The sequence below is a fragment of the Bradyrhizobium sp. AZCC 2230 genome (assembly GCF_036924495.1).
Classification (GTDB): domain Bacteria; phylum Pseudomonadota; class Alphaproteobacteria; order Rhizobiales; family Xanthobacteraceae; genus Bradyrhizobium; species Bradyrhizobium rifense.
Map to the genome: position 1 here is coordinate 959124 of NZ_JAZHRS010000001.1, position 12697 is coordinate 971820.

The following is a 12697-nucleotide window of genomic DNA, read 5'->3' on the forward strand; positions in this document are numbered from 1 at the left end:
CCCATGAACCCAGCAACGGAGAAGCGACTAACCCTTGCTGGGGGCATTTCGATTAACGTTTGTCGTGAGACGCGGCAGCCAGCAATGACCGCATGTGATCAGCGTGAAGACTGAGGGTCGCGCTATCGCCGTGCTTCGCCAGCAGTTCGCGCATATATTCCAGATGCGACTGTCCAGCTTCGCGGTGCTGTTCGTTAGTCATTTTCGCCATGGGGGTGTCATCCTTCTGTGGTTCGGACGATGAAGCGCGGCCCGTCCGACTAGCCGATCTATTTGCGCCGATTGCTGCACTTGTCCGGAAACCGCGTTGCCAGTTGATCAACGTAATCATCAAACAGGCGCTCGGCGTCGTTCATAGAATTGGTTTGCTTTTCGAAGAACAAGTGCAGGTTTTTCGGCGTTTCAAACGAGTGATCCGGCGTGGTCAATATGTGCTGATGTACGATCCGTAGGAATGTTTCGCAGCTAATCGAAAGATCGGGCGTCGTGACATCCGCGAAAAACTGCACCTCGCGCGCTGGCTCGCGCTGATATTTGTCCAGATAGAGCGCTTCGCATTTTCTGATTGTGGCATTCTTATTGGACGCATACTCGCCGTTCCTGCGATCGTATTCTGTCGCACTCGCAAAATGCATCAGCCCGTCGCCATTGAACGAGTAAATCATCGGGTGCGGATGAAATACTTTATAGATGCGCACATCGCGGAACGGTGAGTCATCAACTATGCCTTGTGCAATGCAGTGGTCGCGCATTGCCGTGTTCGCCTCATTGGTCATTGTAGTTGATCTATCCATTTGCGGGCCGCGTCGGTTTCAGTGTCGGTCAATAGTATCTTGGGCGTTGCGCCGAAAAGTGCGGTTCCCACGTCGCGGCGCATCGTTGGCGGCCCATACCCTTCAAGCATGCGGGCGTATGGGCGCGCTTCAATTCCGATTTCGTCATCATGTTTCGCTTTGCACCCTTGGACCCATTGTTCGTAACGTACTTCCCATCTGGCGTAATAAGCGCGTTGCTCATCACTTACCGTATCGAGGCGAGCGGCAAGGCTATTCGGCGGCTTTATCTGCGCGATGATCGCCGCAAGTCTGTTCCGGTCCCGCTCCGTAATCGGCATCAGTGTCGCGCTAGCATCGTTTCGAGTTCTGTTAGGCGTGCGCGCATTTCATTGATGTCCGTGACGTTCTTTAGTTTCTCCATCGCTGTCGCGATTGCCTTGGTTTCGTCGGCGGTCAACTCGCCTTCGATAAACGCTTGCATGACCGTTGCGGGCTCTGCGTTATCCAACTCAACCGTACGGGCTGGCGGCAGGCAGTAACGCAGGATCAATTCCAACGCCTTCCAGTGCGACGCGCTGTCTTTGTCTTTGAGCGCATCGCGTAATTTGTTGACTGCGTCCGGCCCCATTTCTTTGATGCTTGCGAGCATCGAGGACGACAGCCGGTTTTTTGAACCCGGCTTGCGCCCTGAGGTCGTTACAAATCGGCCACCTTCACCACGAACGACCTCGCTAGAAATAGCGGGATTTGGCGTCGGCGGATCGTCGGTAGGCGGTGCGGTCATCATCAAATCCACCGGATCGGCACATTGAATTTATGGAGCCACGCGGCAACCGCCGCGCGGTCAGTTAGGGTGGTGCGGCCATGCTGCATCGTTGCTTTTGGAAAGCCGTAACGTTCTGACCAATGCCAGAGTACCGCGCGTGAACGCACCGCCAGAGCTTGGCGCAATTCTTCGGCTCCAATGTACTGCCCCGTCCGTAGCGTTACGGACGATGGCAGTGTTGGTCCTAGCTTTCGCATGGCGCGATTAGTTGCCTGTCAGAAGTGCAAAAGCGTCGTCGGTGTTCACGTTGCAGGCCACGCTTACAGCGGTGATGATATCGCGCAGGAGTTGCGAGCCATTGGCGAAATAGCGTGAACGGGCTTTGAGGTTATCGAGGCCCGTTTGCGCGTCGGCAAGCACAGCCGCTTCGTCAACACCAAATTGCGCGGGTTCGAGATCGGTTGAAACGCTGTTGAGCATCCTTTCGCGCGCGGCATTGTTTATCGATCGATCGCCCACGTTAAAGCCGTCAAGCGACCTGGTGGATAAATGCGCCCATACCGCCGCGATGAATTCGTTCCGCCGGACAAGGTCATAGATTTCTATGTAGTACGCCGTTGATTGCGGTTTCGTCGGATTTTCGACGATGTTCCATCGCCGGTCGTCACGTTCGATGGGGAGGGCGTCCCAGTTATTCGAGAACACAAGCCAGCGCATCGCGTTGTGTTCAACCCATTCCAATCCGTGTTTTTCGTTGATCTCGCGAAAGTCAGGATTGACCATCGTCTTTAGTTTCTCGGACAGCGCCCATGTGTTCGGGCCGCGCATTCCCGCTTTGGCTTCGTCAACGATCATCAACAGTTTGCGTGACATTCGACCGTTGAACTTCCCGTTTAGAACAACGTCCAAAATCGCGTTGTTTAGCACGTAGCCGCGCACCACTCGCGAAAGAACACCACCAAGCCAGTTACGACCGATGCCGGTCATGTTGGCGACGAAGCACCATGCGGTTTCGACTTTCTCGCCGGGATGCTGCAAAATGTGCGCAAGCCAGCGCTCAAACAGATCGCGTTCGGTTTCGATCGGCACAAGATAGGCGAGGTGGTCGCGCCATCTGGTCAGCCATCGTTCGCGCAGTTGATTATCGTTGATGAAATGATCGTGCCATGTCGGCTTGATCAATCCGCGCCACGTATTGAACCCGCTCAGACCAACCTTTTCCGGAACGTCGCAAATCGGGCCGCCTTCCGGCTTCCATGTGACGCTATCGACGCGCTTTCGCTTCTCGTGCGGTAGCCATTGCTCAAATGCCGGAACGAGTTTCGTTTTCGTTTCACCTGTCCGCTTATCGGTGTACTCGACCGGATGTTTTGACGGAGCGTATTCATTGCGGGCAACCGCAACAGATTGAACGTTCAAGGTCTTTGCGTTCGCGACACCGCCCGACGCACCAACGCCACTGACGAAAAAGAAATCATTGATCATTTCATCCAGCGTGATCAGCTTTGTAGTGATATCGAATTCAAGCTGTTCGCCGATGCGCTCGTTTTCTTCGCGCTGTTTGTCGCGTCGCTCTTGATTGGTGCCTCGATAAACATCACGGCATGACTGGTTGCTGCTACTAGCTGTTCTGTTGCGATAGTATGCGCGATTGCACCATTTCTCGCGTTTGCCCAATGCCGACATGCTGAAAAGCCGGATCATTCGCACATGATCTCTGCCGGTCCAGAACGCCAACTTGTTCATCAGCGCTAAATCCGCTGCGCTGTGGTCGAATGACTTTCCGGCCGGCGACGGATAGAATTGGTTCAATGCCGTTGCATCACCGTTCCATAGCGCAGCGAACGGAACGCGGCGGCTTAAGATGTCGAATTGGGCTTTCGCGACAAAGTTGCGCGGATCACGCATGATTGCGTCGTTTAACTCGGCAATTCGCTCCGATGACATCTTGTCATCAGATGCAAGCATGCGGGCCAATAGTTGCTGATCGTCTTCCGGCCCGGACCATCGTGGATCGCGGATCGTCTCGATTTCTTGATTGTTGCGATCGTGTTTGCGGATCGGAAGGAATGTTTGCAGCGATGCCGTCTGCTCTAAGTCGGCGTTGCCAACCCAATTGGTGCCCGCAATAGCAACAAAGCGGTTGTTCTGATAAAATTCAAATCGGCCGTCCCATTTGTTGCGACGATTGCCGAATTGAGTTTTGTCCCCTCTCATGATCAGGTGTAAGCCTGTTCCTGATTGGCTAATCTCCGCTGCTACGCCCGGAAAGAGGCGCGTGAAGATATGTGTCGCTTCATCGTCATACGCGCCGGTGTCCGGATCGCGGCACGCATCAAGATCAACGAAGATGTATGGATCATTCAAGGTGAAAACAAAGCCGATCCGGAATTCCGGATTGATCGTTGCAATCGTCGTTGCGGTTTCGAAACTCGCCCATGTGGTCGGATTGGTTGTGTCGGCATGTTTAAGCGTCTTCGGATCGTAGGGGACTTTGCGCGGTTTCGGTTCCCCGTCGTATTGTTCAAGTCGCCACAGCACCCATTGCGGAAGGGCTTTCGGTCCCGCGAGAGGATCGGCGAGGTGAGGGGATGGCGTCCCGCTATCGAAAGCGCGCAGGGCAATACGGTGTAGCGGCGCGCAGCGGTTGAGCCGCGCGACATGAGCGTATATAGTCATCGGACTTTCCTAAAAGACGTTGATTAGAGGCCCTGCCGGGTGCCACTGGCAGGGCCTGCCTCTCTGTGCGGCGGATGAGCGTTCCGCCTTGTGCTTTGAGAGCGTTCACAAAATTGCCGCCACTAACCGGAACGACTAACCGTCCGCTGTGGCGAGGGCCGCTTTGCGCCGGTTCGCGATATAGTTCTCAATGTCGCTGGCGAGATAGCCAACACGACGCGGACCTAGTGGAATCTTGGGTGGGAAGCCGTGGCCTGCTTTGGCGTAGCGGCGTAGCGTTGGCGCGGAGATCGTGAGGCGCTGGCAAACCTGATCGGTGGTCAGAATGGTCGTGCTGTCCTGAGACATATGGGCGGGGTCCTGCTTTGAATTGATGGGCATTGCAGGGCATCCACCCGCGCGCGCTGCGTCTCTACCGCAACTCAGGCCATCCGACCCTTACGCCGCTGTCATCCGACTACGCGACTAACTAAGCACTCTCATATTCGCTCACGATGCGTCAAAAAGAAAAAGCCCGCGAACGGGCTTCTTCCGGGGATTATGCACAATCGGCTTTCAGGCGATCAGCTTTTCCCATTTCGCTTTGTAAGTTGGTGCGTCCGTTAGGAGATAGTCGCACCATTGTTGCATTAAATCGCGACGACGGTCGAATGCATTACCTCGGCGATAGGCCCGCTTGGTCTTGTTCTTGATTGTGTGCGCGAGTGCCATATCGGTGATCACGTCCGGATGCATAGTTGTGTCTTCCGCCCAGTCTTGGAACGTTGATCTAAAGCCGTGTACTGTGAAGCCTTCGCGCATTCCGCATAGCAATTCCAACATGCTCATGTGGCCGAGCGGCTTACCGCGCTTCATACCGGGAAATACATAGGGGTTCTCATCGATCGTTGGCAGCGACCGCAGTAGCTGAACAGCGGCATCCGACAAAGGGACGCGGTGTTCTACGCCCGCTTTCATACGTTCCGCAGGGATGATCCAGATCGCATTGTCTAGATCGAATTCGGTCCGTTGGGAGTTTAGCGTTTCGTTCGTGCGCGTCGCGCATAGAATTGTCAGCATCAATGCCTTTGCGCTGTAGTCAGGTTTTTCGCGCAATTCGATCATGAATGCGGGGGCGTCTTTCCAGTCCATGGCGTTGAAATGTCCTCTCGATTGCTTGCCGTTCAGCCAATGTTCAAGATGATCCTTCCATTGCGCCGGGTTGTGATGGTTGATCCAAATTTCGCGCTTGTCGGTGTTAGTTATTCCTTTCGCTTTTGCAGCGCCGATCACGGTTTCGATTCTCATACGGAGACGCGATGCTGTTTCACGTGCGCCTGTCCAAAGCGTGCCTTTCCTTTCCGCGCGCTCGTGATCTTGTCGTAAGACCTTCAATACGTCGTCGGTCGTGATCTCGTGCGGCAGCAGTTTGCCGATGATCGGATATGCATAGGCTTCGAGCGTGTTCTCCCACTGCTGAAGGTGTTTGGCATTTTTCCAACCATCCTTGTGTTGGGCGATGTAGTCACGCGCGACTGCCTCGAAAGTATCGACGGCTATTCGGTTGATCGTCGTGGCCGCCGTAGCGGTCGCGGCGGCGTCCGCGTCTCGTTCGGCCAAGGGGTCGCGGCCTGCCTTGATCAGCTTGCGGAGTTCCGCAGCCTGCCATTCGAGGGCCTTCAGTCCGGCTGCATCGATCGGCTGGTACGGCTGCAAGGTCATTAGCCGCCGCCGACCGTCTGCCGTGGAATAGCGGAGCGCCCAGAAGGCTGAGCCGCTTTTGGCGACCGCAAGGCATAGCCCGCGTTCGTGCGCCCACATGCCCGGCTGAGCGGCCTGGACAAGGGTTTGAATGGTTTTGAGGGTGAGACCTTTTTTGGGGCTTGCTGGCTGGGGTCTATGGGGATTTGGTGCGTGCACTGCTGGCGACCTCGCTGGTTAATCGCCACGCTAGACATTCACCTTTCCGAGTTCACCACTGCTCTCTACGCCTGTTTCTTCATGATTGCTCATGATCGTCTAAACTTGGGGATAATAAAACAAGCTCAAAGAGTTAGGTACGCTCGTGATCGCTAGTGACGTCGCGTGACGCCCCCAAGCTACGGCCGCCCTTTCCCTGCCGTATTCGCCGTGTTAACCGGATGGCCTGCGAGCGGCGGTATCCCCTGTAGAATGTCGAATAAGCCGATTCGCTGTTGAAGCCTCGCGAGATTATGTTTCGAACCATTACCCTGACAGGTCTTGCGGCTCTTTTGGCCGCTACCGCTTTGACGGTGGCGACGCCCGCGCAGGCGCAGATCGGCACGATCTTCTCCGATCCGCCGCCGCTGCGGCCGCCGGGGACCATACCCCGTGGCGGACAGCCGCAGCCGACCCCCGACGACGACGAAGAGGTGCCGGAGCTGCCGCCGCAGGGTCGGGTGCTGCCGTCGCGCCCGATGCCGCCGCAGAGCCGCCAGGGCAACGTCATGCCCGGGCCGGTCGAGACCCAGCCGTTGGCGCCGCCGCCGGGCACCACCATCGCGCCGCAGAACCAGCCGCCGGCCGTCGCTGTCGCACCGCCAGGCGCGCCTGCTCAGCCGGGCGCAGCTGTTCCGGGAGCTCCTGGCCAGCGCCAGCCGCAGAAGGGCGGACCCCAGCAGGGCGCCGTGCCGCAGGCGCCTGCGAGCCTCCAGCCGGGCGACGAGGTCGTCACCGAGCCGCCGGCCCAGAAGATCGTGAACAAGAAGGCGACCTTCTCCGGCCTCGACAAGATCACCGGTCGCATCATCAATTTCGACGAGGATATCGGCGAGACCGTGCAGTTCGGCGCGCTGCGGGTGAAGACCGACGCCTGCTATACGCGGCCCGCAACGGAAGCCACCAACACTGACGCCTTCGTCGAGGTCGACGAGATCACCTTGCAGGGCGAGGTGAAGCGGATCTTCTCCGGCTGGATGTATGCCGCGAGCCCCGGCCTGCACGGCGTCGAGCACCCGATCTACGACATCTGGCTCACCGACTGCAAAGAGCCGCAGCAGACGATTGCGACCGCAGCACCCGATACCAAGCCGGCTGCGCCACCACCGCCGCCTCCGGCGCAGAAGAAGGCCGCGCCCAAGCAGGCCGTGCAGCAGCGTCCGCCGCAGCCTCTGCCGCCGATCCAGCAGCAGCCGGCGCCGCCTCCGCCGGAGCAGCGGCCGGGTCTGTTCGGTATCCCCGGGTTCGGTAGCCGGTAAACCTGATTTATTGCCGCGAGGCGATGATCTCGAGCGCGCGTGTGCCCGGGATCGCGTCACCCGCAGACAGTCGCAGGAAATCGCCGGGCTCACCGGCGAGCGCCTTGTCGAGCAAGCCCGTGTAGCGCCGCCGCGAGATCTCGGCCGCGCCAAAGCTCTTGAGATGTTCGGTGACATATTGCGTGTCGAGCAGCTCGAAGCCGCCATGAATCAGCCGCGCCACCAGATGCACCAGCGCGACCTTCGAGGCGTCGCGCGCGGTGTGAAACATGCTCTCGCCGAAGAAGGCGCGCCCCAGGCTCACGCCGTAGAGACCGCCGACGAGGTCGTCGCCCTGCCAGGCCTCGACGCTGTGGCAATGGCCGAGCTCGTACAGTCCGCCATAGAGGTCGCGGATGCGCTTGTTGATCCAGGTGTCCTCGCGCCCTAGCTGCGGCGCGGCGCAGCCGGCAATGGTCGCCTTGAACGCGGTGTTGACGGTGACGCGAAACGCATCCGAGCGCACGGTGCGTGCGAGCCGCGAAGAGACGCGAAAACCCTCGAGCGGGATCACACCGCGCATTTCCGGCTCGACCCAGAACAGGGTCGGGTCGTCGGCGCTCTCGGCCATCGGAAAGATGCCGCAGGCATAGGCGCGCAGCAGCACGGCCGGCGTGATTTCAGACGAGGCGGAGTCGCGCGAAGTCATAGCACCCGATCATAGCAGGATCGCGCTGGGCGTGCGATGGGGGGTAATTCCGGATGCGGATCAGCCCGCCGCGGCGGTGTTCGCCTTGCCGGTGGCCGCCGGCGTGCGCTGGAACCGCAGGATGATGCGCGTTCCGGAATGCTCGGGATCGCGCTCGACGGTGGCATCGAGCTTGGTAGCCATCGCCGCGACGATGCGCTGGCCCATGCCGGTGGAGCGCGGATCGGCCTTCACGGCGTCGCCGACACCGTCGTCGGTGATCGACAGCAGGAGATCGTCGCCCCGCGAAGTGAGCTCGACATGGATGGGCCCGGCACCATCCGGATAGGCGTATTTCACCGCGTTCATCACCAGCTCGTTGACGATGATGCCGACGGCGACCGCGCGGTCCGGGTCGATCTCGATCGCCTCGGCCTTCACCGTCAGGCGCGACATCCGGTTGCCTTCGGCGGAGCGGCGGAGATCCTCGAGCAGGGAGTCCAGATACTGGTTGAGCACGACGCTCTTCAGGTCCTGCGAGGTGTAGAGACGGCGGTGCACCTGGGCGACCGCGGCGACGCGGCCCATCGCGTTGGTCAGCGCGGCCTTGACCTCGTCCTGCGCGGCGGAGCTCGCCTGCAGATGCAACAGCGAGGCGATGATCTGGAGTGAATTGCCGACGCGGTGATTGACCTCGCGCAGCAACAGCTCGCGCTCGGCGGCAAGTGCTGCGTAGCGGTCGCGCGAGGCATGGATCTCGGCCTCGGCTTCCTCGCGCGCGCGTTGCAGCTCGGCCTGGCGCAGCGCGCCTTCGGCCGCGACGTGCAGGAGCGGAATGAAGTCGCCCTTGACGTCCTTGACCAGATAATCGGCCGCACCTGCCTTCAGCGCGGTGACGGCGATGCTGGAATCCTGCGAAGCCGTGACGAACACCACCGGCGGGGCGTCCGGGATCGCCATGATCCGCTCGAGTGTCTCGAGTCCATCGAGACCCGGCATGTACTGATCGAGCGCCACGACGTCGATACCGCCATCGGTACTGTCTTGGCTACTCGCATTGCGGATGCGCTCGAGGCCTTCCTCGCCGCTCGCGGCATGAATGACCTTGTAGCCGCGGCGCGTCAGGCCGCGATCGACCAGGCGCGCCAGCGCGCCGTCGTCATCGATGTAAAGCAGTGTTGGCGTGTGCTGGGTCATGAGGCGGCGGGCGGGACCTGGATGACCGAGAAGAACAGGCCGAGCTGCCGGATGGCATTGGCGAAATTCTCGTAGTTGACGGGTTTGGTGATGTAGACGTTGCAGCCGAGCTCGTAGCAGCGCTTGATCTCCTGGCTGTCGTCGGTCGTGGTCAGCACCACCACGGGCGAAGCCTTGAGATACTTGTTTTCCTTGATCTGCCTCAGGATATCGATCCCGCTCATGTCGGGCAGGTTGAGGTCGAGCAGGATCAGGAGCGCGTTGCCCTTCTGGTTCAGCCCGGTGCCGTCGGCGCCGAACAGATGCTTCATCGCCTCGGTGCCGTTGGCGAACGACACGATCTCGTTGTTGACCCCGGAGCGACGGATATTGCGCTCGATCAGCCGGGCGTGGCCCTCGTCGTCTTCGATCATGATGATGGTGACGGGCAATGTCATTTGTCGGCGTTCCGGTTGCTCTTATTCCAGGTGATGGGCAGCGTGATCGTGAACGTGCTGCCCGCGTTCAGTTCCGACGATACCGACATCGTGCCGCCGAGGCGGCGCACAAGTGCACGTACATGGGCAAGACCGATGCCCTGACCGGGCTTGTCCTGGGTTCCCGCCCGGCGGAACAGGTCGAAAATCCGCTGATGATCCCTAGCGTCGATACCGCGGCCATTGTCGCTGATTTCGAAGATAGCGTAGCCGAGCTTGGTGCGCCCGCGAATTCTGATCTCGCCGGGGACCCCGTTCTTCAGATACTTGATCGCGTTATCGATCAAATTGGAGAAGATCTGCTCCAGCGCAAGGCGGTCGCTGACGATATTCGGCAGCGGTTCGATGTGGATCTCGGCCTGGGCCTCGGCCGCCTGGTGCGCCGACGACGAGACGATGGCCTCGATAAAGTCGCGCGTATCGATCCTTTCCGGCTGGAACTCGCGCCGGCCCTCGCGGGTAAGGTTGAGGATCGCCGAGATCAGCCGATCCATCCGGGCGATCGAGGATTTGATGAAGCCGAGCGCTTCGGAAAAATCCGCCGACATCTGCTTGTCGGGGCCGTCGAGCGGAATGTCGGCGATATCGACGGGCGGGCCGCCTGCCGGCACACCCGTGAGCCCTCCGATCCGCCGAAAGATGTCCTTGCCCAATTCCTCGAGCTCGCTGGTAAAGCCCATGATGTTGACCAGCGGCGAGCGCAGGTCATGGCTGACGATATAGGCAAAGCGCTGGATCTCGTCGTTGGCTTCGCGCAGGTCTGCCGTGCGGTCGTCGACGGTGGCCTCCAGGTTGAGATTGGAGTCGCGCAGGCGTGTCTCGGCGTCGTCACGGGCGCGGGCAGAGCGCCGCACCAGCCAGACCGAGATCAGGGCCAGCAGCACGACGAGACCCGAGCCGATGCCGGTCATCGACGCAGCGAGCGTCTGGCTGCGGTCGGCATTCGCCGAACGGAGGCGGAACAGTCGCTCTTCCTCGGCGATCATTGCGGCTGCGACGCTGCCGATCGTGGCGGTAGTGTCGCCGTCAGCCGCCTCGCGAGCGAGCGCAGTGGCTTGGGCTGGCTGGCCCTGCCTGATGAGGTCGAGCTCGCGCGCGAATTGACCGAGGCGGGTCTCGATCGCCGCGCTGAGCTTCTCGATGCTGTCGCGCTGCGCGGGATTGTCGCCAATGAGACGCGTGACCCGGTCAAGCGCAGGAATGATGGCGGCAACGGCTTTCTCGTGATCCCCCTGGAATTCCGGTCCCAGCGTCAGGAGATAGCCGCGCAGGGCGCTCTCGGCGCGCCGGACTTCGAGCAGCAGAGCATTGATCTGGTTCTCCACCTCGATGGTGTGAAGCACCCATTTGCTGTCGTCTCTAGCCGCGTTGACGAGATAGACGGAGCCGGCGCTGATCACAGTCAGCACCAGGAGTCCTGCCGCGAACAGCAGGATCTGCCAAAATGCGCGCCGCCGCTGTTCCCCAGCCGTCACGACGGTCTCGCCTCGTTACGTGTAGCGGAGTTCAAAATGCCCCCTTGGAACTGTCCCCAACCGTCCATAATGCGATTGGGGCCAAAGGGTTCCACAGGCGGAGCTTTATTTCCCGGCCGGTTCCGTCTTGCCCGCGAGGTACTGCTCCAGCCAGTGGATGTGGTAGTCGCCGTCGATGATGGCGGGTTGGCGCACCAGGTCGCGGAACAGCGGCAGCGTGGTTTCGATGCCTTCCACCACCATCTCGTCCAGCGCCCGGCGCAAGCGCATCAGGCATTCGGCGCGGGTCTTGCCGTGGACGATCAGCTTGCCGACGAGGGAATCGTAATAGGGCGGGATGGTGTAGCCCTGATAGACCGCGGAATCGATGCGGACGCCGAGCCCGCCCGGCGGGTGATATTGGGTGATGCGGCCCGGCGAGGGGCGGAAGGTCTGCGGGTTCTCGGCGTTGATGCGGCACTCGATCGCATGGCCGATGATCTGGATCTCGCTCTGCTTGGCCGGCAGCTCGCCGCCTGCGGCGATGCGGATCTGCTCGAGCACGAGATCGATGTCGGTGATGCTTTCGGTGACGGGATGCTCGACCTGGATGCGCGTGTTCATCTCGATGAAGTAGAACTCGCCGTCCTCGAACAGGAATTCGATGGTGCCGACGCCGAGATATTTCATCTCGCGCATTGCCTTCGCGCAGGTCTCGCCGATCTTGGCGCGCGCAGCCGCGGCCAGCACGGGCGAGGGACCTTCCTCCCAGACCTTCTGGTGGCGGCGCTGCAGCGAGCAGTCGCGTTCGCCGAGATGGATCGCGCCACCGCGGCCGTCGCCGAGAATCTGGATCTCGATGTGGCGCGGCTTCTGGAGGTATTTTTCCAGATAGACGGAGGCGTCGCCGAAGGCGGACTTCGCCTCGTTCGCCGCCGTCGACAGCGCCACCTGGAGATCCGCCTCGGTCTGCGCGACCTTCATGCCGCGGCCACCGCCGCCGGCAGCCGCCTTCACCAGCACGGGAAAGCCGATCTTCCTGGCGATCGCCATCGCATCGTCGCTGGGACCGACCGCACCGTCCGAGCCGGGCACCACGGGGATGCCGAGCTTCTTGGCGGTCTTTTTGGCCTCGATCTTGTCGCCCATCAGGCGGATGTGCTCGGCCTTGGGGCCGATGAATTGCAGATTGTGCTCGCCGAGGATCTCGGCGAAGCGCGCGTTCTCCGACAGGAAGCCGTAGCCGGGATGCACGGCGTCGGCGCCGGTGATCTCGCAGGCCGCGAGCAGCGCGGGCACGTTGAGATAGCTGTCCTTGGACGGCGGCGGTCCGATGCAGACGCTCTCGTCCGACAGGCGCACATGCATGGCGTCGGCGTCGGCGGTTGAGTGCACGGCGACGGTCGCGATCCCGAGCTCCTTGCAGGCCCGCAGGATGCGAAGGGCGATCTCGCCGCGATTGGCTATAAGGATCTTGTCGAACAT

At 60.5% G+C, this 12697-nt stretch carries 13 protein-coding genes; 1 reads left to right on the forward strand and 12 read right to left on the reverse strand.

What is annotated here, in order from left to right:
* Nucleotides 1-52: 52 nt before the first annotated feature.
* From V1280_RS04570 to V1280_RS04600, 7 genes are all read right to left on the reverse strand, one after another.
* Nucleotides 53-211: a hypothetical protein gene (locus tag V1280_RS04570; RefSeq protein ID WP_334519577.1), complete on the reverse strand. Its 159-nt coding sequence runs from the start codon at nt 209-211 to the stop codon at nt 53-55.
* A 58-nt stretch (nt 212-269) separates the two neighbouring features.
* Entirely contained in the window at nt 270-776 is a 507-nt protein-coding gene (locus V1280_RS04575; protein WP_334519580.1) for a hypothetical protein, read from the reverse strand.
* Complete coding sequence (locus V1280_RS04580; protein WP_334519583.1) at nt 773-1114, reverse strand: hypothetical protein; 342 nt, start codon at nt 1112-1114, stop codon at nt 773-775. Before V1280_RS04580 ends, V1280_RS04575 begins: the two co-directional genes overlap by 4 nt.
* The gene (locus V1280_RS04585) at nt 1114-1563 is read right to left on the reverse strand and encodes a hypothetical protein (protein ID WP_334519586.1); all 450 of its coding nucleotides are present in this window, start codon (nt 1561-1563) and stop codon (nt 1114-1116) included. Before V1280_RS04585 ends, V1280_RS04580 begins: the two co-directional genes overlap by 1 nt.
* 243 nt (nt 1564-1806) lie before the next feature.
* Nucleotides 1807-4221 carry a phage NrS-1 polymerase family protein gene (locus tag V1280_RS04590; RefSeq protein ID WP_334519589.1) on the reverse strand — a complete coding sequence of 805 codons (2415 nt, stop codon included), beginning with the start codon at nt 4219-4221 and terminating at the stop codon, nt 1807-1809.
* 135 nt (nt 4222-4356) lie between these two features.
* Complete coding sequence (locus V1280_RS04595; RefSeq protein WP_334519591.1) at nt 4357-4602, reverse strand: helix-turn-helix transcriptional regulator; 246 nt, start codon at nt 4600-4602, stop codon at nt 4357-4359.
* A 174-nt stretch (nt 4603-4776) separates the two neighbouring features.
* Nucleotides 4777-6120, reverse strand: a complete 1344-nt coding sequence (locus V1280_RS04600; RefSeq protein ID WP_334519593.1) for a tyrosine-type recombinase/integrase — start codon at nt 6118-6120, stop codon at nt 4777-4779.
* Between the two features lie 293 nt (nt 6121-6413).
* Between V1280_RS04600 and V1280_RS04605 the strand changes: the two genes are divergently transcribed.
* Nucleotides 6414-7418, forward strand: coding sequence for a DUF2155 domain-containing protein (locus V1280_RS04605; protein ID WP_334519596.1), 1005 nt, complete (start codon nt 6414-6416; stop codon nt 7416-7418).
* A 7-nt stretch (nt 7419-7425) separates the two neighbouring features.
* On the opposite strand, the gene aat is transcribed toward V1280_RS04605, so the two are convergent.
* From aat to accC, 5 genes are all read right to left on the reverse strand, one after another.
* Nucleotides 7426-8106, reverse strand: coding sequence for a leucyl/phenylalanyl-tRNA--protein transferase (aat, locus tag V1280_RS04610; protein ID WP_334519599.1), 681 nt, complete (start codon nt 8104-8106; stop codon nt 7426-7428).
* A 60-nt stretch (nt 8107-8166) separates the two neighbouring features.
* Nucleotides 8167-9282, reverse strand: a complete 1116-nt coding sequence (locus V1280_RS04615; protein ID WP_334519602.1) for a sensor histidine kinase — start codon at nt 9280-9282, stop codon at nt 8167-8169.
* Nucleotides 9279-9719, reverse strand: a complete 441-nt coding sequence (locus tag V1280_RS04620; RefSeq protein ID WP_334519605.1) for a response regulator — start codon at nt 9717-9719, stop codon at nt 9279-9281. Before V1280_RS04620 ends, V1280_RS04615 begins: the two co-directional genes overlap by 4 nt.
* Complete coding sequence (locus tag V1280_RS04625) at nt 9716-11233, reverse strand: sensor histidine kinase (RefSeq protein ID WP_334519608.1); 1518 nt, start codon at nt 11231-11233, stop codon at nt 9716-9718. The genes V1280_RS04620 and V1280_RS04625 overlap by 4 nt, the downstream gene beginning before the upstream one ends.
* A gap of 105 nt (nt 11234-11338) precedes the next feature.
* Nucleotides 11339-12697: an acetyl-CoA carboxylase biotin carboxylase subunit gene (gene accC, locus V1280_RS04630; protein WP_334519611.1), complete on the reverse strand. Its 1359-nt coding sequence runs from the start codon at nt 12695-12697 to the stop codon at nt 11339-11341.